Genomic DNA, 23,965 nt, shown 5'->3' on the forward strand with positions numbered 1-23,965 from the left:
GTCGAGTAGGTCCCTCCAAGAGGGTGGTTTGCGTGGTGGCCTGTAGGGGGTACCGCGGTTCGGGTGGCGGACCTCGATGTGATGGTCGTCGCCCGTGAACTCCCAATGAGGGCCTAACGCGGTGCGCATAGCGACCGGTATCTGCTTGGCCAAGATGTCTCCGGCCGTGCTTTTCGCGCGGGTCAGCACGGCCGCGTTGCCATCGCCTTGAAGTGGCGTGCCGGGTCGAAGCGCCGCATCCCGATGTCTTGGACCCTGCGGTGGTCGAGACCTTCCGCCTGCGCGATTGCGTCGGCGAGCCTCCGTGCCGCCGTCTCATCGTCTTCCCGCGGGTCGACGACGGCGATCGCGCCCGTCTCGTCACACAGGGCGGCCTGGGCGCATGTCCCAACCCGCCAGGTCAGAGCGGCCATGGGAGTGCCGGCGCGGAGGGATTCACCGAAGACGGCGGCCCCGGCTTCCACGTACGCACGGGCGTACGTGTAGACGAAGACGGACGCTTCGGCGATCGCGGCGGTCTTGTCGGGGCCGCCGAGTTCCCCGATCCACTTCACGTGGTCGGCCATGAGGAGCCGCTCGTGCCGGCGTACGTACTCCTCGTCGAAGACGGGACCGACGATCCGGATGCGACGGCCAAGGATCTGCGCCGCCCGCACCGCGATGTGCGGGGCCTTGTCCTCGTCGACCCGGCCGAGCCAGACGAGGTCGGTACCAGCGATGGCGGGAGGCTCCTCCTCGCGGAGGCCCAGGTGAACGGCGAGTTCGGGGATCGGCCGGTGGTCGACGTACCGCTCGATCATCTCGGGCGAGTAGCAGTAGAGCCGCAACCGCTGGCCATCGAAGGCCGTGGCGGTGTGTTGGAAGACCGGCGAGTGCTGGAACGTGGCGACGTCGCAGTCCAGCTCGCGCCACGTACGGGTCCAAGCCGGAAGCGACGGGTACTCGTGGCCCACGACCAGGAGGTCGTACCCGCTGTCGCGTAGCTCGCGCTCGGCGAGCGTTCCGGGGGTGACGTCCTCCAGGCGGACCGGCTTGCGGACCCAGTCGTGTTCCAGGTCCGTGAGCCAGCCCGGCCCGAGGAGGTGTACGTCGGCGCCTGCGGCTCGGGCGCCTGTGGCGACCGCCCACAGCCATCGTTCGATTCCGCCGTATCCGGCAGGTGGAAAGGCGTAGCTACCAGGGAAGTCGCAGACGCCGACGAGCACTATGCCTCCGGTGTTCCGTCCGCCGAGATCCGGCGGAAGCCGAGGTACGGGACGAGGGATTCGGGCAGGAGGATGGAACCGTCCTGCTGCTGGCACTGCTCAAGGAGAGCGGCTAGGGTGCGGCCGATGGGCAGGCCGGAGCCGTTGAGGGTGGCGACGAGCTTGGGCTTGCCGTCCTCGCCACGAGTCCGGATGTTCGCCCGGCGAGCCTGGAAGGTGCCGAAGTTGGAGACCGAGGAGATCTCGCGGTACGTGTTCTGGCTAGGGATCCAGACTTCGATGTCGTAGGTGAGCTGGGCGGAGAAGCCCGTGTCGCCGGCGGCCAGCTTGATGACGCGGTAGGCGAGGCCGAGCTCCTTCAGGCACGCCTCGGCGTGTCCGATCATTTTCTCCAGCTCGGCGTCGGCGTCCGCGGGGTCGACGATGCGGACGATCTCGACCTTGGCGAACTGGTGCTGGCGGATCAGGCCGCGGGTGTCGCGGCCGTACGAGCCGGCCTCGGACCGGAAGCACGGGGTGTGCGCGGTGAGTGCGAGCGGCAGCTCGGCCGGGGGGATGATCTCGTCGGCGTAGAGGTTGGTCAGCGGGACCTCGGCCGTCGGGATGAGGAACAGCTCGCGGTCGGCGACGCCGGTCTTGAACAGGTCTTCCTCGAACTTCGGGAGCTGGCCGGTGCCGGTCATGGTCTTGCGGCTGACCAGGTAGGGGACCGCGTACTCGACGTAGCCGTGCCGACGGGTGTGGAGGTCGAGGAAGAGCGTGGCCAGGGCGCGCTCCAGGGCGGCACCAGCCCCGCGGGAGACCGCGAAGCGCGGGCCGGACAGCTTCGTGGCCCTGCCGAAGTCGAGGATGCCGGTCGCCTCGCCCAGGTCGACGTGGTCCTTCGGCTCGAACGGGAACGCCGGGGGCGTGCCGACGCGCCGGATCTCCACGGCGAACTCCTCGGAGTCGCCGTCGGGGGCCGAGTCGTCCGGCAGGTTCGGGATGCTGAGGAGCAGGTCGCGGAGCTGGGCCTCGATCTGCTCCTGTCCGGCCTCGATCTCGCGGATCTGGTCCTTCAGCTCGCGGGCGCGCTCCTTGAGCTTGGTGATGTCGCCGCCCTGCCTGGCCGTCTGCTGGACCTCGCTCGCCACTCGCTTGGACTCTGCCCGCATCTCGTCGGCCGAGCGGATGTTCTGGTTGCGCCGAGAGTAGAGGGACTCCAGCTCGGACAGGTCCAGGGTGTAGCCGCGACGAGCGAGCCGACGAACCGCTTCGGCACCCATGTCGATCAGGGCGCGGGCATCATGCATGAGGAAGATCCTTCTGATCTTGCGAGTGGGATGGGGATGCGGAATCGACGGTAGCAACCGCCGAGTTGTTCCCGTTCCGGAATATCCCACTGTCGCCGGTATCGGCGGCAAGGCGCTCTGGGCCGACTTCAAGATCGTTCATCAGTGTCCCGATGAATTCCGGCAGCTCCTCGTCAGGGATGGCGATGGGCTCGACGTACGGCGCCTCAGGGAAGAACAAGGGCATGGCCTGCCCCGGAGTCCGGGCGCTGTGCCACAGGAGTACGGAGAGCAGTAGGCCGTGGGCCACGAGGACGCGGGGGCCGGGGTGGTCCAGGGATGCGAGGACCCCCGTGAGCATCCTGCGGATGCCCTCGCTCTGCGATTCGGCACTGCCAGGCGGTCGCTCGTCGGCGCTGTGTCCGTCGAGCCATGCGGCGTATTCGAGGAACGGGCCCCCTTCGAAGTCCCCGTAGTCGAGTTCGTTCAGCCGCGCGTCGATGATCAGTTCCGGTCCGGGAACCCCCATCAACAGGTTCGCGGTCTGCTGGGCGCGGGGGAATTCGCTCGCCACCCACGCTCTCACGCTGTGGAGGGGCAAGGTGCTCCATCCCCTGGTCAACGCGTGCCGACCGTCCTCGTTCAGGTGGATGGGTTTGGCCGGGTCGCCGTTGACGAGATAGCGCCGGCTGTAGTCTGTCGGCCCGTGGCGGAGGACGTAAGTCGTCATGGTCGGGTCCCTGGGGTTGGCGCCGACAGCCACGCGAGGACGTCGGCCATCCGTGGCACGCGTGGATCGGCGGTTTCGAGGTAGTAGAGGAGACCGTCCAGTGCCAGGGCTCGGCACCACGGTGCGAGCACGGGGACGGGGATGCGGGCGATCCGGGCGGCTGTTGCCAGGCGAGTGTCCGTGTCGTGCCCGAGGTCGTAGTACACGGTCCAGAAGGCCCAATCGAAGGCGGCGTCACCGACCATCGGAAGAGGATCGATGAACCTTGGGTGCCCCAGCCAGTCGAACAGCACGTTTTCGCGGTAGAGGTCTGTGTGCAAGACCGTCGCGCGGCCGTCGTCCTCCTCCAGGGCCATGAGCTCGGGGAGGATCGCGCTGGCGAGGTCGCGCCACGGGCCAAGATCGACCGACTCCAATCTGCGCCAGATCCGGGGGCGAATCCCCTGGTGCAGGTATGTGGCCAGAAGCGGGATTTCACGCTGTCGGCGACGGAGACGGCCGAAAGTGTGGAGGCCCTGAAGGGCGGCGGCCACCGTTTGCAGCTCCCGTGGTGGCCGCTCGCCGCCGCCCGGCTGGCCATTGACCATCTCCAGGGCCGCCACGGCGAGGTCGTCCGCCACCTCGACAACGTCCGCCGTGGGTCCGCCCGCCCAGAGGCGCAGGGCGGTCACCTCGTTGTGGAACCGTGCGGGGTCGGCCCATGCCTTGAGGAGCAGCGGACGCCCGTCGAGGGTGTCGGCCGTGGCGATCACGGAGGCGTGTCCGGCGTCGTGGTACCCGCCGAGCGTGAGCTTCCAGCGCTCCGCCGCCTGATCCAACAGAGCCGGCACAGCATCGAGCCACCCGGAGACCTCGGTGCCATAGTGGGTGATCAGGCGCCGCCGACACTCCGGGGAGACCTCTCCAAGCGTCCGCTTCACCATCAGCTCAGCACGATCCCGTCGGAGACCAGCTCGTCGGTGAGGGCGGGAAACTCTCCCAGCGCCTCCTCCACCAGCGCCTGCACCTTGTCCACCTCGGCGTCCGGAGACGACAGGCGGACGAGAACACGCCACGGCTGGTCGAGCCGCTGCCCGGTAGCACTCACCAGGTGGACCTCGGCGTACTCCCCGGTCGCCTCGTGCAGCCGCTCGGCGAGCCGTCGCGCGGCGATGTTGTAGAGCTTGCCCACGTGATACACGGGGTTCTTGCCGTTGGCGCCCTCCAGGTTCATCGGTCGCAGCGGCGTGATGAGCCCGTTGACACGGTTGCCCCGGCCGACGACTCCTTCGTCACCGGACTCGATCGAGCTGCCGGTGTAGGTCAGATACAGCTCGTCTTTCTCGGGTACGTCGCGCGCATTGAGTCGGAACCGCGCCCACGCACCAGCGAGCCGGAGGCCCGCGAGCCTGTGGCACTCGGCGAGCACGCTCTCCGCGTTCAGCACGTACTCGGCCCGGCTGGCGACGAACCGCGACTTCTGCGGGACGCAGAGCACGACGTCAGCCTGCTCCCCATCCCAGTAGCCCATGAGCTTGACGTCCGACCCGCACCAGGCGTGGGTACGGGTGAACTCGCTGTCCCCAGAGAAGTGGTTCACCAGCTCGCGGACGAACGACTCGAAGCTGTTCTCCGGTGCCCAGCCCGTACCCAGTGAGGTGTCGTTGGACAGCCGCACCCGCCGCTCCCGCAGGTCCTCGATCGAACGCGGGTTGAACCAACGCGTCCGGTCAGGCACCGCGTCGCCCGTGAGGACGGCACCCGGGCTCGAATTGCTGGTGATGTTGAAGACGATGTCGAGGTGGTCCGAGACCTCGGGGAGCCGCTCGGCGAAGAACGCCCGCACCTCGGCCTCCACGATCTCCTCAACGGGAATCCGCTCCCCGCCGCACATGGGCGCGGCACGGCCGTTGACGAGCACCCTGACCGGGGAGGTCATCCGGCCCGCGCCGTACCGGACCTCGCTCGCACCGCCGAGGAGGGCGAGCTTGTCGAAGTTGTGGTGCAGCACGGCACCGAAGCGCTCGACGGTGTGGTGGCTGTAGGCGCGGGAAAGCCGCTCGGCGAGGTGGTCGGCCAGGGTGTCCGGGTGACCGAGGCCCTTCCGTTCGACGATGGACGTCGCGTCCGGTCTGGCCATGGCTGTGTCGATGACAAGGTTGCTGTTGCCGATGATCGTGCTGGTACGAGGCATGACGAACTCCCATTTGGCGTGGACGAAAGGTGGATGAGTGCACGCGTCGACGCGCCTGGTCGAGCAGTGAGCGAGGAGTCAGCGCGGGACGCCGGCGGCACGCAGGGCAGAGACAGCCCGAGCCAGCGACGCGTACGCGGCTGGGGCCTGGTCCTCAGCGGCCAGCCGGTGGACATCGCGGGCCGCGATGAGGTCGATGTCCTCAGGGCGACGGCGATCAAGCCAGAGCAGCAGGCGCCAGGCCAGAGCAGGACCGCAGAACGGCAGGCGGATCATGAGATCGATCGGGACACGGCCTGGCTTCACGCCCGCGTACAGCAGGTCACGCACGAGGTGGAACACCACGTCGGCGTAGTCGACGACGGCAGGCCCGCGGGCACTGGCCTCCCAGTCAACGACGCTCAGCCGGTGGCCATCGACCAACAGGTGCTCAGGCTTGAGATCACCGTGAAGGTAGACGACGGGATGCGATTGAAGAGGCTGGAGTGACGCGGCCAAGTCTGCCCACCACGGTTGTGGTCGGCAGCGAGGAGAGAGCTGGTTGAGCAGGAAGTGGTGGAGCGCAGGGTGCCCTCCTTCATCGGTCCAGCCGGAACCAGGCGTGAGCCCGGGCGTAGGCCGGTGAAGCCTCTCCGCCAGACCAAGGACGTGGCCGACGTACTCCTCGACCGCCTCGCCCGAACGGACGCTGCATGGCACCCCCGGCAGCACACGGAACACCGACCACGACTCAGCGTCGCACCTGCCCGTGGCCAGGACTTCTGATACGGACAGACCCCAGTGAGCCGCACGCCGGACCGTGTCTGCTTCACGGCGCCGCCGGCCCTCGGGATCGACCCCCACGTAGACCTTCAGCAGAGAATCGCCGTCGGCTGCCCGCTGCGTCCTGGAGTACGGCTTGACGGTCGCACAGCCGAAGGGACCGTACCGGAGCTCGGCCGTCCGTAACGTCACGTCGCCCTCGGGCACAGGTCGCCTCCTGTCAGGGGAGTCATTCCAACGGTCGGACGAGTGCGAATCCGCCGGCGCGCTCACAGCCTCAGCCCCGATAGCAGGTTCGCGACCGAAGCCGTGACGTCCTTCACGAACGGGCCGACGTTGCGGGTCCCAGCGAGGTAGAGGCCGAAGACCGCACACACCAAGGCATGACCCGCCTTGAGCCCACCTCCTCGGCACAAGAAGACGATCACGATGCCGAGGAGCAGCAGGACAGCGACATCGACAGCCACCGCGGAGCCCCTTCCGATCTCGTACGGACACTGGAGACCGAAGCGGACTATGTGGTGCGCGTCGGTGTGACCATGACAGCGGCTTGGAGCTGTGCGGAGTATCACAAGCTGTTGCCGAAGCTAATCATCAGCAGCTCATGGCCGGTTGGTCTGACTTTTCAACATCCGCTTACACACGGGTTCATGACAGGCAGACTTAGGCTCCGGATCATGACCAGGGATGGGCAGGCGGTAGGAGCAGTGGGGAAGAGTCGCCCGGGGTGGCGCCCGGACAGGCTGAGGCAGCAACGCGAAGCCCACGGCCTGACGCTCGAAGGCGCGGGTGAGCAACTGCGCGAGGTGGCCCGGGCAGCCGGCCTCACGGTGCCAGCCGCCAACTTCCAGACGCTGTGGCAGCACGAGCAAGGTGAGGTCTATCCCGGACCGCACTATCGCCGCGCCTACTGCCTGCTGTACCGCGCGACCGAGCCTGAGCTCGGCTTTCGCAATGCCCTACCCGACGAGGCCAGGAAGCTCAAGTTCACCGCGTCGAGCGAACAACACAACGGCGCCCATGTGCTGGCAGTAGAGCGCGCCTTGCTCCAACTCGCTCCCGGTACTGAGGACACCGACGGACAGGGCGTACAGCAGCGGATCCTCGACGCCTGGAAGCGCCGCCACACCGGCGGCGACCCGAACAAGCCGACCCTGATGATGGTCGGCGGCTACGCGGGCAGCGGGAAGTCGGAATTCGCCCGCTTCATATCCCAGCTCACCGGCTGGCCCGTCCTCGACAAGGACCCGATCACGCGCCCCCTCGTCGAGCGACTCCTCGTGGAGATGGGCAGCGACCCGAATGACCGGCACACTGACCTCTACCGGGAGAAGGTCCGCCCGCTGGAGTACCAGTGCTTGCTGGAGACCGCGTACGCGAACATCGACTGCGCGATCAGCACCGTACTCTCCGCCCCGTTCATCGCCGAAGCCACAGATGCCCGGTGGATGCGCCGCCTGATCAACCGCTGCGAAGCACGCGGGGTCACCGTCGTTGTCGTGTGGATCCAGTGCGACATCGAGACGATGCACGAATACATCAGCTTCCGGTCCGCCGCCCGGGACAGCTGGAAGCTCCAGAACTGGGACACCTACGCCGCGGGTATAGATCTCGAACTGCGACCCGTCGTACCGCACTTGGTTGTCGACAACCGGCTTGGGGCCGCGATCTCGCTCACAGACCAGGTGCGCCAGGTCTTCGGGACGGTGTTCCAATGAGGCAGGGCATTCTGCTGTACGGGCCGCCGGCAGCAGGCAAGGACACGATCACAGACGTACTCCGTGAACTCGATGCGCGATACGTGCCGTTCAGCCGCCTGAAGATGGGGACCGGGAAGACCAAGGGCTACCGGATGGGCACACCGGAGCAGCTGGCCGACCTGGAGGCACGTAGCGACGTCATCTACCGCAACGAGCGGTACGGCAACATCTACGTCGTCGACCGCCCCGGCCTCGACCAGGTCATGGAGGGGGAAAAAATCCCCATCGTCCACCTGGGGCAGATGGTGGGGATGGAGCAGGTGACCGCCCGCTTCCCGGCGAACTGGGTGCGCGTGCTGCTGTGGTGCTCCAGAGAGACCACCGCCCGACGCTCGCCACAGCGGGGCGACACCGACACGGCGGCTCGGCTGGCCGCGTGGGACGTCACCGAGGCCGATCTTGCGGCTCATCTCCAGGCTCAGTGGGAGCTGCGCGTGGACACGGATACGACGCCTCCCCCTGAGGCAGCGAAGAGGATCGACGACATCGTCCGCGCCACGTCACATCGTGCCTGACAGCCAGGACGCCAACGACCCAGCGGATGCGATCTAATCAACTCGGACCGTCCAGGTCCCTCTCACCACGTAGGGCCTCCAGTGCCTCGGCGACATCGAGCCGCTCGTCCCTCTTGCCATCCCATCGGGCGAGCGTCGAGGCAGCGGCATGCATCAGGGAGTCCGGCAGGTCGGCGTCTGCCAGCAGAGCCGCTGCGTCCTCGAGCTCCGGGCCCCAACGCCAGGCGCGAGCTGCGGTCTTGGGGATGTAGTCGGTCTCCAGAAGGTAGCTTCGGGTGCGCTTGGCCGCGATCACCAGCAGCTCGTCCGCTACTCCGTACGATTCGGCTGCTCCGTACGCCACAGCGGCGAGGACGCGGGAGACCTTCTGGTAACTGGAGTACGCGAGCTTGAGCGCGGACGCTTGGCCGATGCTGTCGCCCAGCACGTGGGTCCGCACATCGGTTCTCGCGAAGAGTTCGACGATCCGGTCGGCCTGCTTGCTAGGGCCGGAGAGGTACAGCGTGGGAGTCTTTCCGCCCACCGGAGGCGATCCGACCACTGCGGCATCAATGACCGGCATGGGGGCCAGGCGGTCGGCGATGCGCTGGACGCGCGGCGGCGCGACGGCGTTCGCTTCGACATAGATCCTGCTCGTGTCGAGCACGCCCTGCTGGGCCACCTGGGCGGCAACGTCCTCCGCAGCGGCCGGCGGGCAGAGAGTGAGCAGCACGTCGGAGCGGGAGACGAGCTCGGGCAACGTCCCGGGTTCGAGGCCCGCCTGCTCGGCCCGGTGGCGGGTTGCGTTGCTGCGCCCATCGGGACACCACAGGACCGTATGGCCTCCGGCGCGCAGCTGGGCGCCGAAGGCACATCCCATGCTGCCGGGGTGCAGCAGTCCAACGGTGTACGTCATGCCCTGGTCCTTGCGCGGTTTGCGGTGTGTAGAAGCAGGTGGTCGATGGCGGCGCGTGCGTGCGGCACCGTGTGGTCGGGCCCTGGGTCGTCCAGCGGCCAGGAGCGGCCGTTGCTTACCCAGATTGTGCGCAGACCCGCGGAACGTCCGCCGTCGATGTCGTTTACTGGGTTGTCGCCGACCATCCAGCCGCCGTCGCCCAGCACAGCGCCGCAGCGGGCCGCAGCCAGGGCGAAGTGCTGGCGCTGCGGTTTGCGGGCGTCAGCCTCCTCGGAGACGAAGACGCCGTCTACACGTTCGGCAACACCAGTTGCCCGCAGCTTGGCGCGCTGGATGTCCGACGCACCGTTGGTCGCCACCCCGACCCGCCAGCCGACCGCACGCAGTTCGTCCAAGCCGTCGAGGGTCTCGGCGGGGCACGACACCATGGCCGCGATGTCGGCGCAGTACGCTCGCCACAACTCCGCAGCTGACATGGGTAGCCGGTACCGGATGCGGATCGCGTCAAAGGTGGATGGATATGCTCGCACAGCCACCCTGCTCAGGATATACTCCCTCTCCTCATCCCCCAGGTCGTGGCGGGCGGTGAACTCAGCCGCCCAGTCGGCGAGCGTGCCTCGCCGGTCCACGAGTGTGTTGTCGAGGTCGAAGAGAACCAGGAGGCGCTGCACATCCCGCACCCTAATGCGAGAGGGACAGCGCTATGAGCAACCCTGGCCTTCGGGCAGCGAACGGCCTGCCCGCGTGAGGTGCAGGCGCCGGTCATCCTGGCTCATCCAGCTCGGTGACACCCGGCGGCCGTCGAGTTCACGCAAGGTCCAGGTATGTCTCGGTGGCTGGGTGCGGCCACGGCAGTTCGTCGTAGTCGCTCACCTGCTGCGCGATGTGGGCCTCGACCTCCACGACCAGCTTGTAAACGTCGTGGACGATGCCACCGTGAGTACGCCGACGTCCGTCATGCACCGTGTCCCACTTACTCTTTTTGCTCTGGCGGGTCGTCGCCCCCTGCTCTTTGCTACCGAAGCCCTTGAGCTTGCTGTTCCAGACCGGCGTGTATCCAACGCGCAGCGCGTTCTCTCCCAGATCGGCGTGCACGTCAGGCAACAGGAGAGCCCGGAACCGGAACTCGGCGATCGGCAGCCCACCCTCCATGATCGACAGACGGTGTTGCTTGAGCCTGCTATGGAGGGGGTACCGCTCCCGAACCCTTTCCCCGGTAGCGCTGTTACTGGAAAGCGCCTGCCCCGCGTAGACGGGGATTTGAAGGCCGGCAAGCGGGAGGTACAGGTCTACGCTCGAACCGCGGTAGTACAGGGCGTAGAGCCCGGAGCCCTCGAACCTCGGGATCTCGTGCGTCATGGAGACCAGAGGTTGCCGCTCGAAGGTCTCACAGATGGTGATCGCGATCTGCTCGGTCGACAGAGGGTCGAATTTCGCGGGGGTGTACTCGGCGGGCATGGCTTCCTGATCCTTGATCGACCCACCCTGGGAGATGTCTACCGGGGGAGGGCCTATGTACGGCTACTGCGGTTTCCGGTCACTCATCGGCGTCAAAAAGATCATCCTGGGTGATCTCCTCGAGCGACGCCTCGGGCTCGCTCTCGACCACCTCGCCAGACCGGTAGTACCGCCAGGCACTCTTGTACTCGTTCGGGGAGTCCGAGTACATGATCACGTACCCCATGAGGGCAGTGATCTGCCACTTCTCTGGAAGCGTCGCGGAGACCATACGGAACGCCTGGTCAGCGGAGAGGCCAGTCTGCGGCACTGTCAAGAAGGTCGCCTTGGAGCGCGGCGGTTCGAGGTACCGGAAGTTGTAAGACAGCCCGTTCTTGAGCGCCTTAAGGAAGGAACTCAACGCGATCTGCCCAGGTTCCAAACCCTCGACGGGACGATCCAGGTCAATCGGATATAGAACGTCGAAGTGGTTCTTCTTCAGGACCGTGCTGTCACGCTGACGCCCCGGGTCCTTATTGCCGAACCCGTTGTTGTTCCACGGTATGTTGCCCATTTCCTTGTGGTGGCTTATGAGCAACTGCTCGGGCGCCAGGGCGGAGAAGTCCTCATCGACGTACAGGCAGGAGAAGGTGACGTCGCGGAGGTCGACGTTACGCCGACCCGAGAGCTTCCGTAGGTGGTTAGCCAGTCGACCGGGCAGGGATTTGTCAGCCTTGCCTACGTAGACGAACTCACCGTGCAGGTAGAGCTGGTATACGCCGGGCCGCTCATCGAGACTGGCGAGGTACTGATCGGCGAGCGGGGCCCGACCGAGGTGCTTCAATGCCTTGGCCAGTTGATCGCCAAGGGCCTTGGTGATGCTCAGTCGGAAGTCATCGTGATAGGTGCCACGGCCGTCCGACCTGGCCGCCTGCGTCATGCTCTTGAGCCCCTTCTGCCGCGTTGATCACTGAGAACCCTATGGTCTTGGTCACTTACGAGCGACTCGTTCGAGTGAAAAGCCGCCGTGATCACTAACTCCGCGGTATGGTTTCCCCATGGTTGACCTGCCTGAAGAACCGAAGAAGCCTCGGACCAGCGTCGAACTGTTCGCGGGTGGAGGCGGCCTTGCCATGGCGGTCCACCAAGCGGGCTTCCGCCCACTCCTGTTCAACGAGTTCAACAACCGAGCCTGCGAGACGCTCATCGCGAGCGCGCGGAAGACCCTCGGCGTCGACGGCTTGGAACTCACCGAGGACAAGAACCCCAAGCCGCCGCAGCCGGGGCAGCCCGCCCCCCTCTACCCGGGAGACGTGCGCGACCTAGACCTGAGCGCCTTCCAGGGCGAGGTCGACGTCCTCGCCGGAGGCCCTCCATGCCAGCCGTTCAGTGCTGGCGGGGTCGCCAAGGGCGATGAGGACAAGCGCAATATGTTCCCCGCCATGTTCAAGGCCGTGCGGGAGATGCGACCGAAGGCGGTTATCTGCGAAAACGTCCGCGGGCTCCTGCGGCCGTCGTTCGCCGAGTACTTCCAATACATCCAGAACGAACTGTGCCTTCCGTTTGAGAAGCGCGTGGATGAGGTCAAGTGGCAGGACCACAACGCCCACCTAACGCGCATCCTCGACCAACTATCCGATGAGGACAGTGACCCGGATCACTACAAGGTCGTGGTGGTGCCGGTCAACGCCGCCAAGTACGGCGTCCCACAGGTACGTAACCGGGTCATGATCGTGGCCTTCCGGGCAGACCTCGGCGTGGATGTCGATGCCTTCGAGAAGTACGTCAAGACGGAAAGGTTCTCTGAGGCGGCTCTATTCCGGTCCATGCGCGACGAAGACGGCCCCTACTGGAAGCGCCACCCAGACGTGGAGGACCATGTTCGCGACCGAGTGCGCGCACGCCTCCCCAAGGTGATCAAGGAGGATGACTGCCAACCGTGGCGCACATTGCGTGACGCCATCCAGGGCTACGGCACAGACGTGGAACTTCCGGCGCTGCCACCTGTCGACCTGGATCGCCTCCACGAGAAGCCCGACTTCGGCCGAGAGATCGATGTCGTAGGTCACATTGGATGGCCTGGGGCCCGAATCTATAAGGGTCACACCCCAAACGAACTAGACCGTCCCGCGAAGACGGTCAAGGCCGGCGTTCACGGCGTGCCGGGCGGCGAGTCCGTGATGCTGCTCGACGACCGCATCCCCGACACCTCGTCGCCGGATGGCTGGAAATACTTGCACCGCTACATGACCGTGCGCGAGACGGCTCGAGTGATGACGTTCCCAGACGAGTGGCACGGCTCAGGCCCCCGCGGCGAACAGATGCGGCAACTGGGCAACGCGGTTCCGGTCGTCCTGGGCGAGTTCTTCGCGAAGGCCGTCGCCGACGCCCTGGCCGCAGCGGGACACTAGATTCATGCCGCAGACAGGGGTCGGAGGGCACTGGAAGGACAGGCTGCCCCCGGAGCGTGCGTACAAGCGTCGAGCTGGCGCGGCCGCGCCAGCAATCGAACAGGACCGCGCCGCCGGCGGTCGCAATCGGCGCAATGTCGACCTGGGCGACGGGCGCCTCGCACGCGCCTCGATCACCCTCCGCTTGTACCGGAGCACACGGCGCATTCGCGCCTATCTACGCTGGTCAAAGGACGGCAAGACCGAGGAGAGGTACGTCTGCGAGGTCGAGTCCGATTCACGCAAAGAGAATCTAGCTGAGGCATGGCGGCAAGCGCGGGCGAAGGGGCTCCTAGCAGAAGAACAGCTGCCTCCCGAGTCAACCGCGTCGTCGCTCGACGTGCGGGCCTCGATGCGTGGCAACCGCGGCAAGGACACCAAGCCGGAACTACTACTCCGCAGCCTGCTCTATCGCCGCGGCATGCGTTACCGGGTCGACATCCGGCCAATCGCTGATGTCCGGCGCAGGGCCGACCTCGTCTTCCCAGGCGCCCGCATCGCGGTGTTCATGGACGGCTGCTTCTGGCATGGCTGCCCGGACCACTACCGGCCCGCCGTGAAGAACGCGGACTTCTGGCGGGAGAAGATCAACAGCAACAAGGCAAGGGACGTTGAGACCAACGAGACGCTGGCGGCGGCCGGATGGACAGTCATCCGCGTATGGGAGCACGACGACCCGGCCCGAGCAGCAGCTCAAATCGAGAACGCCGTCCGGCGAAAGCGTGGCTCAGCGCACCTCGTCGCTACAGCAGACGCCCACTCATCAGGTCACTGACAGCGTCATCCAAACGGCGAAGGACGATTCTGCCATCCCCGTCACTGTGAGCCAGCAATGTCTCACCCGGGTTAATCCCAGCCTCGGCCAAGATGCTCATGGGCAGGGCAACCGTGCCGTCGGCGCCGACGGTGACTTCGGATGGGCTTTGAATCATCACCCCAGTCTTTCATGTATGGAGAGGGAGAGGGCCGGACGCAAAGGGGTGCAGCGATGGTGAGGCAGTTGTTTAGCCGTGTGGTGTGAGTCGACGCGGGCACGACATCTGGCTACGGAGTCCGCCGAGACGTGGGCACGGGGCCAGTGAGGCGAGCGACCGTTGCTGGCCGGCGACGACCAAGCGACTTCTGGCAGGTCAAGATCGCCGCACCCTGATCCGGGACGTCGAGATGGATCGGATCCTCGCTGACAGCGCTGAGAAGTCGTGCGGCTCTGGGAGCGCGAGGACCCTGATGTCGCTGTGGAACGCGTCGCGGACCTGGTGCGCGAGAAGGCCGCGGCCGCTACAGCCGCCAGCTCTGCCACACCATCCGGGACCGGATTATCCCTGTTCACACGGGTTTGACGCCTTCTTCCCCGTCCCCGTAGCCACACGATTCGCCGGGGTCCGCAAACTACGGCCGGATTGTCAGTGGCACCCCCTACTCTCGAGATCGAAAGCTCGGCTCATGAGAGTCGGGCGGCTTCGCCGTGCCTACGCATGCCGCGGCCACCGTGACAGCGTCCCGATCCGCCAGGAGGGTTCCGCCGGAGTGAAGATCACCCCTTCCGCCCGCGTGCTGAGCATGCTGGGCGAGATCGACTTCGATGAGTGGCAGTGCGTCGCCGAACTCGTCGACAACCCTTTCGATGACTTCCTCGACATCATCCGCGCGGGGACGGAGTGGCCGGACGGCTTCACGGTGAGCGTGACCCTGCCGTCGTCCCCGAAGGGGATCCTGGAGGTCCGCGACACGGGGCGGGGCATGTCGTACGACCGGCTGGCGCGCGCAGTGCGGGCCGGCTGGTCCGGGAACGACATGCACGACAAGCTCGGCCTGTTTGGCATGGGCTTCAACATCTCGACCGCCCGCCTCGGCAGGCGCACCCGCGTCCTGACGACCCGCGCGGGCGACACGGAGTGGATCGGCGTCGAGATCGACCTCGACCAGATCAAGGACGACTTCGAGGCGAAGGACATCACCGAGCCGAAGACCGACCCGTCCCAGCACGGAACGAGGATCATCGTCGACCGCCTGCACAGGACGCGCGCCGAGTGGCTGCGCCGCAACGGCGCCTCGCTGCGCAACATCCTGGGCTCCGTGTACTCGTGGATCCTCACCGAGCACCCTTTCGAGCTCTACGTGGGCGGGACCCGCGTCAAGCCGGTCCGCCACTGCCGCTGGGGCGACGACCGATATGTGCTCTACAACGGCAAGGAGCGGATCCCCGCCTACATCCCGATCGACGAGAAGCTCCAGGATGGGATCGCCTGCCGGGACTGCGGGGAGTGGCAGATCGGTTCGGGCGAGATTTGCTCGGTCTGCGGCAGCGGCAATCTGACCGTGCGCGAGCGCCGGATCCACGGCTGGCTCGGCGTCCAGCGCTATCTCGACAAGACCGAGTACGGGATCGACTTCCTGCGCAACGGCCGGAAGATCCTGCGCTGGGACAAGCAGCTCTTCACCTGGAACAACCCTGACGGGATCGCGGGGAACGAGGAGCCCGAGTACCCGGTCGAGCTCGCCCACCAGGGCGGCCGTCTCATCGGTGAGATCCACCTGGACCACGTCCCCGTCACCTACCAGAAAGACGCCTTCGAGTACGGGGATCGCAGCTGGCTCACCGCTGTCGAGCTGCTGCGCGGCCTGGCTCCGCTCCAGCCCCAGCGCGCCCGCAAGCTCGGCTACCCGGAGAACGAGAGCCCGCTGGCCCTGCTGTTCAAGGGCTTCCGCCGCAATGACGCGGGCCTGCGCTGCCTCGTCCCCGGCGACGGCCACAAGCCGATCCACGCGGATACCCGGGACTGGGGCCGGAAGTTCCAGGCAGGTGTCTCCGAGTTCCAGACCGACGAACACTGGTGGCAGGCGGTCCTGCGGCACGAGGAAATCAAGAAGCGAGGCAAGGAGGCCAAGACGGCGGCCAGTGTGCCGGCGCAGCCCGACGAGCAGGCTGTCCTGGGCGCCCTCGGCCTGCCCGCCGACATCCCCGCCTCCGGCGCCGCCAAGCCCGAGACCGAGCAAAAGACTGTCACCACTCTGCCCGCCCCGGCTGCTGTGGCGGTCAAGGAGAAGACGGAGACCCGTGGCGAGCGCCTGGCCCGGTACGAGAGCGCGGCGTCGCCGCACACCTACCTGAGCCGGTCGTTCGGGCACCCCGAGCTCGGTTACGTGAAGGTGCGGACCCTGCTGCTGAAGCCGGGCGAGCGGCTCCTCGACGACAACGGGCTGCCCGTCCCGGTCCTCCTCGACCAGCGGTCCGGCAACGAACTTACCGCCCTCGTCGACCCCGAGCACGATGCCTTCCGGCGGTTCGGCGCGGACTACGCTGACCTCCTCCTGGTCGAACTGGGCGCCGTCCTGAAAGTGCGGGCGCGCTCCGACTGGAGCCCATCTCAGCTCGTTGCCGCGATTCGCGCCGAGTCCCTGCAGGACAGCGTGCTCGACGGCACGACAGTCGGCGCGGAGGCCCGCGACCTCCTGTCGGAGATCCGCGAGCGCGTGGCCGAGGCCCTCGATGAGAGCGGCAGCTGCACTACGGCCTACGGTCATCTCTCCGACGAGGAGGAGAACGCGACCGAGGAGGCGGTGATCGCCGCCGGACGGGTCGGCCTCGTCGGCCGTCTCGGCCAGGACTCCGGTTTCGTCCACCACATGCCCGCACTGGCCCTGGTCCGGCTCGTCCAGGCGATGCCGGAGTCGTTTATGGACGGCGCCGTCTTCCGTGGCCCGTACGCCGGGGTGTCGTCGCCGTCCGGGAAGGCGCTGAGCCTGGCCCGAGTCACGGGCTGCCTCGCGGACGTGGCGACACTCGGCACGTTCGCGGGTGGGGCGACCACCCAGCAGCTGCGGCGGGCCCGCCTGAGTATCGCCTTGCTGCGCGACGAGCTGGCTGGCGAGGGATGAGCGCCGTGTTCCTGACGGCCGCCGAACTGCGTGACGGCGGCCCGGAGGGATTGACCAAGGCGCTCGAGCGGACCCTGTGGCACCTGGGGTTTCAGGACGTCCGCGTCATCGATGGCGCTCACGACCACGGCGCCGACCTGCTCGCGGTCCGTGCCCGGGAGCAGTGGGTGTTTCAGAGCAAGTGGAAGGCGCACGGCACGGCCGACCATGCGGGCGTCGACGACCTCGAACGCGCGCGCACCCACTACCGGGCTGACAAGGCCGTGCTGGTGACCAACACGGACATCACCGCGTCAGCCGAGGCGCGGCGCCAGGCGCTGGCAGGGATCGGCGTCGACATCGCCCTGTGGCACGGGGCCACCCTGGACGCGATCGGTCAGAGGATGCCCGATCGCGTGCCCGCCCCCTACTCCCTGCGGCCGTACCAGGAACAGGCCGTGGCCGCGATCGAGCGGGACCTCGGCACCGAGGGGACGGCGTTGCTGGTCCTGGCGACAGGGCTGGGAAAGACGGTCGTCGGCGGCGAGGTCGTCGGGAACCTGCTGGCGTCGCGGCCGGACGCGCGCGTCCTGGTCGTCGCCCACATGCGCGACTTGGTCGGTCAGCTGGAAAAGGCGCTGTGGCGGCACCTCCCGAAGAGCGTGCCCACCCGCCTCCTTACCGGAGAAAGCAAGCCCCGGGCCCTCGACGGCGTCGTCGTCGCGACGGTCGAGTCGGCGCTATCCGCCGTGCGCGCGGGCTACGAACCTGACCTCGTCATGATCGACGAGACCCACCACGTGGCCGAGACCGGCAGGTTTGCGGAACTCCTCGATCTGTGTGGGACTGCGGGACGATTCGGAGTCACCGCCACCCCTTGGCGCGGCGATAAATTCGACATCACCGCCCGCTTCGGCCGCCCCAGCTTCAAGATGGGCATCGCCGAGGGCATGGCAGCGGGCTATCTGTCGGCCGTCGACTACAAGCTGTACGCGGACGGTGTCGACTGGGATGCCGTCCAGGACATCAGTCGTCACGGCTACTCGATCAAGGACCTCAACCGGCGTCTGTTTCTCCCCCAGCGGGATGAGGAGATCGTCGAGCATCTGCGGGCGGCGTGGCGGGAGACCGCCGAGCCCCGCGCCATCGTGTTCTGCCAGACAATCGAGCACGCCGAGCACATGGCAAATCTCCTCGCCGTCTCGGATCCGGCGTGGGCCAATGCCTCCCACCTGCACAGCGGTTTGCCGAAGCGTCACCGTGACGTCCTGCTTAACCAGTTCCGTCTCGGCCGCGTCCCGGTGATCACCTGCGTTGACGTGTTCAACGAGGGCGTCGACGTGCCCGACGTGAACTTGATCGCCTTCCTGCGCGTCACCCACAGCCGACGGATCTTCGTGCAACAGCTCGGCCGAGGGCTGCGTTTGAGCCCCGGCAAAAAGGCTCTGAAGGTTCTCGACTTCGTGACCGACATCCGTCGGGCCGCAGCGGTGCTGAACCTTCGCCGGACGCTGGAGGCCGAGGAGACCGAGCACTTGGAGCTCCCGCACGTCTCCCGGATCGACTTTCAGGACGAGACGGTCGGCTCCCTGATGGACATGTGGATCCAAGATGCCGCCGACCTTGAGACCGCGGCGGACGAAGTCCGCCTCCAATTCCCCCTGCCGAAAGGAATACTGTGACCGACTACAGGATCCCGCCCTCCGTCGAGAAGGCCGTGGTCACGCGGATCTACGCCCAGGCTGACGAGGCACAGTGGCCGCACCTCCAGGACGCGGACCGCACCCGCCTGTACCGGGAGTGGACGGAGGATCCGGAGATCGGCGGCCGCCTCCTTGACTTCGTGGGGCAACGGGCCAATATCCGCCCGTGGTTGAAGGACTGTCCCATGAAGGAGTACGAGCGGGCACGGCGCGGCGAGGGCAAGTACGCCAAGTACGTGACCCGGCCGGCCGCGACGCTCGAGCAGATGGTCGCGGCGACCCTTGGCCCGGGCTGGGAGGTCATCCCGGGTACCACCCAGCAGAAGCCGATGCGCGCGAGTATCCGCGAGGTCGGCACGGAGGACGAGGAGCGGTACTTCGTGGCCGGCACGGCGGCGAATCTCAAGCACCTCGTGTGGCCGGCCATCCTCGACCGGTCCAACGGGGAGACCTGGCCCTGGACGATCTGCGTCGTCGATCCGTTCCGCGCTCCCGTACCGCCCGAGAAGAAGGAGGAACACCGGCGCGTGGCCGAGTTCCTCGGCGTGCAGGTCGTCTATTTCAACGAGATGTAGGGGGAACTATGGGGGACGAGTGGCTGGTCAGGGCGTGGGAGGTCTTCGACGAGCGTGAGCGGGCCGTCGTCGCGGGCCGTTCCCAGGGCCGGACGCTGGACGAGGTCGGGGCGGCACTTGGGCTGAGCCGCGAGCGCGCGCGCCAGATCCAGAACCGAGCGCGGAAGCAGCTCGCGGCGATGGCGGACATCGTCCAGGACGGTTGGCGGGAGACGGCCCGCACTGCGGGCGCGGGCCCGGCCGCCCCGCGAGAAGCCTTCGCCGCGGCGCTCGGGATCGTCGACCACGTGGCGCTGGACGAGCTGCTGGCTGCGGCGGGGCTGGACGCGCCGCGGACGTGGGCCGGGCCCCTGCGCGGCTGGTGGACTGCCAACCCCGGCGCGCTGGACAGCGCCCTGCGCCGTCTCGTTGACGCCGCGCCCTTCCGCGGCGACGACCTCGGCCAGGCGGCTTCCGAGGCCGGACTGCCTGCGGGTCTCCCCCTGGCGCGGCTCCTGAGCCACTCCGAGTCGCGGCTCGCCCTGAGCCCCGACGGGCACTGGGTCCGCCGCAAGGCACGGGGGCGCGACGCCGCGTACCTGTGGCTGCTGGAGACCGGGCGCCCGGGCCGGGCCGACGAGTTGCTCGACCCGATGGCCGCGACGACCGTCGCGGCCGTGCGGGAGGCGCTGCGCCGTGACGACCGGTTCCGGCAGATCCGCCCCGAGGGCACCTGGGCCCTGACTGAGTGGACGCACCTGCGGGCGTCCACGTACGCCACTGCGGAACAGGCGATGGTCGCGGTGGTCACCGAGTCGGGCCCCCTCTCCCGGGCGCAACTCTTCGCCAGAGTGACGGAACTGTACCCGGTCACCCCGTGGCGCCTGAAGCAGTGCCTGCTCAGTGACCAGCTCGGTGAGACCCCCGACGGCCTCGTCGACCTCGTCTCCCGCGGTGCCCGCCCCTTGGAGGAGGAGGAACCAGTCCGGCCGGACACGATGGCCGTCGAAGGCGAGGTGCTCGGCGTGCGGATCCCCGTGAACCGGGACATCCTGCGCGGCAGCGGCGTCAACGTGCACACCTGGTTGACCTGGCGGCTGGGGCTGCGCCAGGCCCCGATGACCCGCACGTTCACGACGCCCGGCGACCATTCACCGCTCGTCGTCCGCCGCGGCACCAGCAGCGCCCAGATTTCCAGCCTGCGTCGCCACGCGCTCGAACTCGAGGTCGTCGACGGCTGTCTGCTCGCCGTCCTCCTCCGCCTCGACGACGGCACCGCGCGCGTCGGTCACGGCTGCGCGCCGGACACCTGCCCGGCGCGGCGGACGCAGGCCGCCGCGCCGCCGACAGTGAACGTCTGACGCGGCGTCGGCATCAGCGTTCCTTGGCCAGCCCAAGGCCATTTGCACTGGCCCATATAAGGGAGGAGCCGCAGACTTGCTGGCTACCTCACACGAAGACTCCTGATACGAGGGGGACATGAACCAGTTCGAACTGCGCCGTGTGGAGCAGCAGCTCCGCGAAGCACTGCAAGATACCGCCCTGAGTTGGGTGCTCGACGACGTCGACGCGGCAATCGCCGCGGGAGTGCCTGAGGAGAAGATCCTCCGCCGGCGCCAACAGCGCCGCGATGATGACTCCCCTGGCGCGAGCCCGGCCGCAGCAGCGCTTCGATATGAGGTCGTGGACCGCAGCGTGCTTGGTCTCGTCGAGTTCGAGGCATCGCGCAAGCGGGGAACGCTGGTCATCGCAACGCGAGCCATGACGGATGAAGAGCGTGTCCAGCTCCTCCTGGATGCGGTGAGGCGAGTACTCGTCGAACTGCCTGAAATGGAACTGGAGGTGCTGAAGACGCTCCGGACCGAGCCCGAGGGCGATGTCGGCAGCCGGAGCATCGCTGAGGCGGTCGTGTTCGAGCCGGACGAAAGCGCTCGATCGCGCCGTAGCCGAACGGAGTTCCGGGGCGATCGGATGCCGACTGAGCGACGTACACGCGTCAGTCAACTACTGGCCGATGTGACGAGGGAGGTCGTCAGTTGAGCACGGTCGATGACCTGGTCAACGAGATCAAGAGCCTTCTGGCGGCGGGGGCAGTGTCGTACGACTCCGCTTCGAAGCCGTCCGACGTCTACGAGGGCTTCGTCTTCTCCCTAATTGTCGCCACTGCGAGTCGGCACGGTGCCACCGTCACCTACGAAGACGTCTACGGGGCGAAGGCCAGCAGCCTTGTCTTCCGGACGGGGCCCGGTCATTTGTACAGCAACAGCCAGCCCTTCACCCACGCCTTGATCGAGTTCGACGGTGCTCCCGCCCTTGAGGTCCATCTCGGCGTGTACGTGACCGGCTCGTCGGGCGTCCTGCACGAGTGCGACGTGCTGGTGTTGCCGGCCGAGGAAGCCGCCCTGAGTCGGGCGCAGGGCGTCGCACCACGAGGCAGTCAGTGCGTCCTCATCGTCGAGTGCAAGTACTACATCTCCAACCTCGGCATCGGCCTCGCGCGGAACTTCGAGGGGCTGCGCGCCGATATTCGCACCCAGAACGAGCTCTTCGTCTCCAACACAAGGTCATCGAGCATCGTGCGGTACCTCGACGCCCGAAAGAGAGGTTTCGAGCCGGACGTGGTGCCCAACTCACCGCAGGCAGGCTATCTCCAGGCGGAGATCAGGAAGACCTTCAAGGGCTACCTGAGCAAGCACGCGCCCTCAACGGTGATCTGAGCCCGCTGGTCAAGTGCCACGGCGCCGAGGATTTCGTGTGAGCCAATACGGCAGGCGGCTGGACTCGGCGGCCGTTGGCCAAGGCCCCGCTGGGAGCCATCTGGGAGCCAACCCGCTCCCCAAGCCCCTTCCAGACCACCCCAGACCACCGCACCCCAACACCCTGACCAGGCAAAACACCAAACGACCCGGCACCAATCCCGCCCGAACCTCATTCGGGACGAAGAGGTCGTGGGTTCAAATCCCGCCACCCCGACAGGGAAGTACCAGGTCAGGGGCCTGATCCGCGAAAGTGGATCAGGCCCCTGGCTCGTTTCGCAGGCCTCTGGGTGTCAGCTGGGTGTGATCTTCAAAGACCGTCAGCGGGACGCGGCCCGCTCCTGCAACAGCCGGTCCAGCACAGGCACGGCGGACCTGGGGGCCAGGGCCAGGCGCTCATCGAGTGAGCGGAGCCACAGCGTGGTCAGGCCCTCCATCAGCTCGATGCGCATCGCGTCCGTTACGTGCGCGTACCGCGCCGACACCGACCCGTCGAGATGGCCCATCCGTTCATCCATCAGAACGACGGAGGCCGTGCCGGGTGAGCCGGTCCTTGATCGGTAGCCAGCACGCCTCCGCCCGGCCGGCCGCACCCCGGCCGCGCACCCGCGACGCCCTCACCATCGACATCTCCGTCGACCCTCGGTCCCTGGACCACCTCAGCCCGCACCCGAGCCCTACCCGAGTACGCCACTGGGTGTCACGGGCGCCGAGCTGCGCCGCATGGACCCGGTCGACGTCGTCCTCCTGGTGCACGCCGCGCAGCCCGACGCCCCGCCCGCCGAGCTCGCCACCCTGTGCACCGAGTACGGCGTACCTGTGTCCGAGGCACAGGTACGCGTCGCCCTGCGCCTCGCGCCCAAGCAGCCGACCCAGCCCGTACCCGCAGCACCCCAGCGGCCGCAGATCACCGCCGTCCCCGAGCAGGCTGACCTACCCGCCCCCGCCGTCGGCCGCACCGAGTACGCCTCCGGTGACCTGCACCTGGACCTGGTCTCCAGCCCCCAGGTACACCGGCAGGTCGCCTGCGCTTGTCGAGAGAAGGGGGACGTCGTGGCCGGGGCCGGTCGGCTCCACGGCTTTAGCCACCTCCCCGGTCCGGGCCCCGCGTCGAGCAAGACCAGGGGGCCACTCGTGCACATTGCGGGCAGGTCCAAGCCTGCCCGAGTTACCAAGCAGCGTACGGCCCCCTGGCCATGCTCGACCCCAGACCGGGCAGGCCACCGGCCAAACCCGCTCCGCCGACCTTGGGAAAGGTCTGCTCGCATCTGCGCTCTTTACACCAACTAGCAGGAAGGCCCACGCTGACCATGGTGCTTCTCGCCGAACACAACGTCACCGCCACCCCCGGCCGCCGTGTGCTGGAGGTCTACGACGCGGACGCCTACCTCGGCGACGAAGCAGCCCTGGACGCCGCAGAGACACAGGTGGTGGCCGGCAACGGCTACCACCTGTACCTCCTCAGCCTGCAACCGGACATGAAGGTCCAGGTGACGATCCGCATCTGGGACACACCACCGGCCCCGCCCCCCGAGGCCGAAGGCCACACCGACATCAGCCTCGAATCCGAAACAGGCATCCTGGTCGTCGGCCAACTCGACCGCGGACCCGCCGACGAGATCGCTCTGCCCCACCCCGGCGTCTACGAAGGCCACGCCTGGTGGCAGGGCCGTCAAGCAGCAGGCGACTACTACAACGCCACCCTCGACCAGCTCACCGACGACTTGCCCGAAGACCAGCTCACCGAAGCCTGGAACAACTGTCCCGTCACCGAACGCTACGTCCTCGATCTCGCCTACACCCGCGAACCCGAACCCATCGACGACGAAGATCAATAAGAGGCGCTCCGCCGCAGCGACCTCGCCGGAGGGCAGCGAGGCCGACTGTGCGACGGCT

General features: G+C 67.3%; 22 protein-coding genes and 1 pseudogene. 11 read left to right on the forward strand and 12 right to left on the reverse strand.

Features of this window, described 5'->3' with window-relative positions; translation table 11 throughout:
• Positions 1–182: 182 nt before the first annotated feature.
• From ACYVMZ_RS16520 to ACYVMZ_RS16545, 6 genes are all read right to left on the reverse strand, one after another.
• On the reverse strand, positions 183–1,205 hold the full coding sequence (locus ACYVMZ_RS16520; RefSeq protein ID WP_461080184.1) for a glycosyltransferase: 1,023 nt from the start codon (positions 1,203–1,205) through the stop codon (positions 183–185).
• Positions 1,205–2,497, reverse strand: a complete 1,293-nt coding sequence (gene serS / locus ACYVMZ_RS16525) for a serine--tRNA ligase (RefSeq protein WP_461080186.1) — start codon at positions 2,495–2,497, stop codon at positions 1,205–1,207. The genes ACYVMZ_RS16520 and serS overlap by 1 nt, the downstream gene beginning before the upstream one ends.
• The gene (locus ACYVMZ_RS16530; protein WP_461080188.1) at positions 2,490–3,206 is read right to left on the reverse strand and encodes a histidine phosphatase family protein; all 717 of its coding nucleotides are present in this window, start codon (positions 3,204–3,206) and stop codon (positions 2,490–2,492) included. The genes serS and ACYVMZ_RS16530 overlap by 8 nt, the downstream gene beginning before the upstream one ends.
• Positions 3,203–4,129, reverse strand: coding sequence for an aminoglycoside phosphotransferase family protein (locus ACYVMZ_RS16535; RefSeq protein ID WP_461080190.1), 927 nt, complete (start codon positions 4,127–4,129; stop codon positions 3,203–3,205). Before ACYVMZ_RS16535 ends, ACYVMZ_RS16530 begins: the two co-directional genes overlap by 4 nt.
• The gene (locus ACYVMZ_RS16540; RefSeq protein WP_461080192.1) at positions 4,129–5,379 is read right to left on the reverse strand and encodes a methionine adenosyltransferase; all 1,251 of its coding nucleotides are present in this window, start codon (positions 5,377–5,379) and stop codon (positions 4,129–4,131) included. Before ACYVMZ_RS16540 ends, ACYVMZ_RS16535 begins: the two co-directional genes overlap by 1 nt.
• 78 nt (positions 5,380–5,457) lie before the next feature.
• Positions 5,458–6,639 carry an aminoglycoside phosphotransferase family protein gene (locus ACYVMZ_RS16545; protein WP_461080194.1) on the reverse strand — a complete coding sequence of 394 codons (1,182 nt, stop codon included), beginning with the start codon at positions 6,637–6,639 and terminating at the stop codon, positions 5,458–5,460.
• Positions 6,640–6,818: 179 nt separating this feature from the next.
• On the opposite strand from ACYVMZ_RS16545, the gene ACYVMZ_RS16550 reads away from it, so the two are divergent.
• Both ACYVMZ_RS16550 and ACYVMZ_RS16555 read left to right on the forward strand, forming a co-directional pair.
• The gene (locus ACYVMZ_RS16550; RefSeq protein ID WP_461080196.1) at positions 6,819–7,859 is read left to right on the forward strand and encodes an AAA family ATPase; all 1,041 of its coding nucleotides are present in this window, start codon (positions 6,819–6,821) and stop codon (positions 7,857–7,859) included.
• Positions 7,856–8,416: a phosphotransferase-like protein gene (locus tag ACYVMZ_RS16555; protein WP_461080198.1), complete on the forward strand. Its 561-nt coding sequence runs from the start codon at positions 7,856–7,858 to the stop codon at positions 8,414–8,416. Before ACYVMZ_RS16550 ends, ACYVMZ_RS16555 begins: the two co-directional genes overlap by 4 nt.
• 37 nt (positions 8,417–8,453) lie before the next feature.
• Here the strand turns inward: ACYVMZ_RS16555 and ACYVMZ_RS16560 are convergent, their stop codons facing one another.
• The 4 genes from ACYVMZ_RS16560 to ACYVMZ_RS16575 all read right to left on the reverse strand — a co-directional run bounded on the left by ACYVMZ_RS16560 (position 8,454) and on the right by ACYVMZ_RS16575 (position 11,688).
• The gene (locus tag ACYVMZ_RS16560; RefSeq protein WP_461080200.1) at positions 8,454–9,311 is read right to left on the reverse strand and encodes an NAD(P)-dependent oxidoreductase; all 858 of its coding nucleotides are present in this window, start codon (positions 9,309–9,311) and stop codon (positions 8,454–8,456) included.
• On the reverse strand, positions 9,308–9,982 hold the full coding sequence (locus tag ACYVMZ_RS16565) for an HAD family hydrolase (RefSeq protein ID WP_461080202.1): 675 nt from the start codon (positions 9,980–9,982) through the stop codon (positions 9,308–9,310). The genes ACYVMZ_RS16560 and ACYVMZ_RS16565 overlap by 4 nt, the downstream gene beginning before the upstream one ends.
• 136 nt (positions 9,983–10,118) lie before the next feature.
• Positions 10,119–10,769: an Eco29kI family restriction endonuclease gene (locus ACYVMZ_RS16570; RefSeq protein WP_461080204.1), complete on the reverse strand. Its 651-nt coding sequence runs from the start codon at positions 10,767–10,769 to the stop codon at positions 10,119–10,121.
• A 79-nt stretch (positions 10,770–10,848) separates the two neighbouring features.
• A complete protein-coding gene (locus tag ACYVMZ_RS16575; RefSeq protein WP_461080206.1) occupies positions 10,849–11,688 on the reverse strand; it encodes an Eco29kI family restriction endonuclease in 840 nt (279 codons plus the stop codon).
• A 118-nt stretch (positions 11,689–11,806) separates the two neighbouring features.
• Between ACYVMZ_RS16575 and ACYVMZ_RS16580 the strand changes: the two genes are divergently transcribed.
• Complete coding sequence (locus ACYVMZ_RS16580; RefSeq protein WP_461080208.1) at positions 11,807–13,159, forward strand: DNA cytosine methyltransferase; 1,353 nt, start codon at positions 11,807–11,809, stop codon at positions 13,157–13,159.
• Between the two features lie 4 nt (positions 13,160–13,163).
• On the forward strand, positions 13,164–13,973 hold the full coding sequence (locus ACYVMZ_RS16585) for a very short patch repair endonuclease (RefSeq protein WP_461080210.1): 810 nt from the start codon (positions 13,164–13,166) through the stop codon (positions 13,971–13,973).
• Here the strand turns inward: ACYVMZ_RS16585 and ACYVMZ_RS16590 are convergent.
• Positions 13,942–14,130, reverse strand: a complete 189-nt coding sequence (locus ACYVMZ_RS16590; RefSeq protein WP_461080212.1) for an AbrB/MazE/SpoVT family DNA-binding domain-containing protein — start codon at positions 14,128–14,130, stop codon at positions 13,942–13,944. The two genes, ACYVMZ_RS16585 and ACYVMZ_RS16590, sit on opposite strands and share 32 nt — an antisense overlap.
• A gap of 595 nt (positions 14,131–14,725) precedes the next feature.
• Here ACYVMZ_RS16590 and ACYVMZ_RS16595 point away from each other — a divergent pair.
• The 6 genes from ACYVMZ_RS16595 (at position 14,726) to ACYVMZ_RS16620 (ending at position 22,030) form a co-directional block, all read left to right on the forward strand.
• The gene (locus ACYVMZ_RS16595; RefSeq protein WP_461080214.1) at positions 14,726–17,077 is read left to right on the forward strand and encodes an ATP-binding protein; all 2,352 of its coding nucleotides are present in this window, start codon (positions 14,726–14,728) and stop codon (positions 17,075–17,077) included.
• On the forward strand, positions 17,074–18,738 hold the full coding sequence (locus ACYVMZ_RS16600; protein ID WP_461080216.1) for a DEAD/DEAH box helicase family protein: 1,665 nt from the start codon (positions 17,074–17,076) through the stop codon (positions 18,736–18,738). The genes ACYVMZ_RS16595 and ACYVMZ_RS16600 overlap by 4 nt, the downstream gene beginning before the upstream one ends.
• Positions 18,735–19,334, forward strand: coding sequence for a hypothetical protein (locus tag ACYVMZ_RS16605; RefSeq protein WP_217142858.1), 600 nt, complete (start codon positions 18,735–18,737; stop codon positions 19,332–19,334). Before ACYVMZ_RS16600 ends, ACYVMZ_RS16605 begins: the two co-directional genes overlap by 4 nt.
• Positions 19,335–19,342: 8 nt before the next feature.
• Positions 19,343–20,674, forward strand: a complete 1,332-nt coding sequence (locus ACYVMZ_RS16610; RefSeq protein WP_461080218.1) for a sigma factor-like helix-turn-helix DNA-binding protein — start codon at positions 19,343–19,345, stop codon at positions 20,672–20,674.
• Positions 20,675–20,792: 118 nt separating this feature from the next.
• Positions 20,793–21,353, forward strand: a complete 561-nt coding sequence (locus ACYVMZ_RS16615; RefSeq protein ID WP_217142856.1) for a hypothetical protein — start codon at positions 20,793–20,795, stop codon at positions 21,351–21,353.
• Positions 21,350–22,030: a hypothetical protein gene (locus ACYVMZ_RS16620; protein WP_461080220.1), complete on the forward strand. Its 681-nt coding sequence runs from the start codon at positions 21,350–21,352 to the stop codon at positions 22,028–22,030. The genes ACYVMZ_RS16615 and ACYVMZ_RS16620 overlap by 4 nt, the downstream gene beginning before the upstream one ends.
• Before the next feature lie 359 nt (positions 22,031–22,389).
• Here ACYVMZ_RS16620 and ACYVMZ_RS16625 read toward each other — a convergent pair.
• Positions 22,390–22,672: pseudogene (locus ACYVMZ_RS16625) on the reverse strand (LacI family transcriptional regulator); the annotation flags it as partial.
• Between the two features lie 707 nt (positions 22,673–23,379).
• Here ACYVMZ_RS16625 and ACYVMZ_RS16630 point away from each other — a divergent pair.
• Entirely contained in the window at positions 23,380–23,907 is a 528-nt protein-coding gene (locus tag ACYVMZ_RS16630; RefSeq protein WP_461080222.1) for a hypothetical protein, read from the forward strand.
• Positions 23,908–23,965: the final 58 nt, after the last annotated feature.

The sequence above is a fragment of the Streptomyces deserti genome, from assembly GCF_054782695.1.

Excerpts from the sequence above, each read along its gene's own strand:
- serS (WP_461080186.1), bottom strand. The coding sequence starts at position 2,497 with ATGCATGATGCCCGCGCCCTGATCGACATGGGTGCCGAAGCGGTTCGT.
- ACYVMZ_RS16530 (WP_461080188.1), bottom strand. The coding sequence starts at position 3,206 with ATGACGACTTACGTCCTCCGCCACGGGCCGACAGACTACAGCCGGCGC.
- ACYVMZ_RS16535 (WP_461080190.1), bottom strand. The coding sequence starts at position 4,129 with ATGGTGAAGCGGACGCTTGGAGAGGTCTCCCCGGAGTGTCGGCGGCGC.
- ACYVMZ_RS16540 (WP_461080192.1), bottom strand. The coding sequence starts at position 5,379 with ATGCCTCGTACCAGCACGATCATCGGCAACAGCAACCTTGTCATCGAC.
- ACYVMZ_RS16550 (WP_461080196.1), top strand. The coding sequence starts at position 6,819 with ATGACCAGGGATGGGCAGGCGGTAGGAGCAGTGGGGAAGAGTCGCCCG.
- ACYVMZ_RS16555 (WP_461080198.1), top strand. The coding sequence starts at position 7,856 with ATGAGGCAGGGCATTCTGCTGTACGGGCCGCCGGCAGCAGGCAAGGAC.
- ACYVMZ_RS16560 (WP_461080200.1), bottom strand. The coding sequence starts at position 9,311 with ATGACGTACACCGTTGGACTGCTGCACCCCGGCAGCATGGGATGTGCC.
- ACYVMZ_RS16570 (WP_461080204.1), bottom strand. The coding sequence starts at position 10,769 with ATGCCCGCCGAGTACACCCCCGCGAAATTCGACCCTCTGTCGACCGAG.
- ACYVMZ_RS16575 (WP_461080206.1), bottom strand. The coding sequence starts at position 11,688 with ATGACGCAGGCGGCCAGGTCGGACGGCCGTGGCACCTATCACGATGAC.
- ACYVMZ_RS16580 (WP_461080208.1), top strand. The coding sequence starts at position 11,807 with ATGGTTGACCTGCCTGAAGAACCGAAGAAGCCTCGGACCAGCGTCGAA.
- ACYVMZ_RS16585 (WP_461080210.1), top strand. The coding sequence starts at position 13,164 with ATGCCGCAGACAGGGGTCGGAGGGCACTGGAAGGACAGGCTGCCCCCG.
- ACYVMZ_RS16590 (WP_461080212.1), bottom strand. The coding sequence starts at position 14,130 with ATGATTCAAAGCCCATCCGAAGTCACCGTCGGCGCCGACGGCACGGTT.
- ACYVMZ_RS16600 (WP_461080216.1), top strand. The coding sequence starts at position 17,074 with ATGAGCGCCGTGTTCCTGACGGCCGCCGAACTGCGTGACGGCGGCCCG.
- ACYVMZ_RS16610 (WP_461080218.1), top strand. The coding sequence starts at position 19,343 with ATGGGGGACGAGTGGCTGGTCAGGGCGTGGGAGGTCTTCGACGAGCGT.
- ACYVMZ_RS16615 (WP_217142856.1), top strand. The coding sequence starts at position 20,793 with ATGAACCAGTTCGAACTGCGCCGTGTGGAGCAGCAGCTCCGCGAAGCA.
- ACYVMZ_RS16630 (WP_461080222.1), top strand. The coding sequence starts at position 23,380 with ATGGTGCTTCTCGCCGAACACAACGTCACCGCCACCCCCGGCCGCCGT.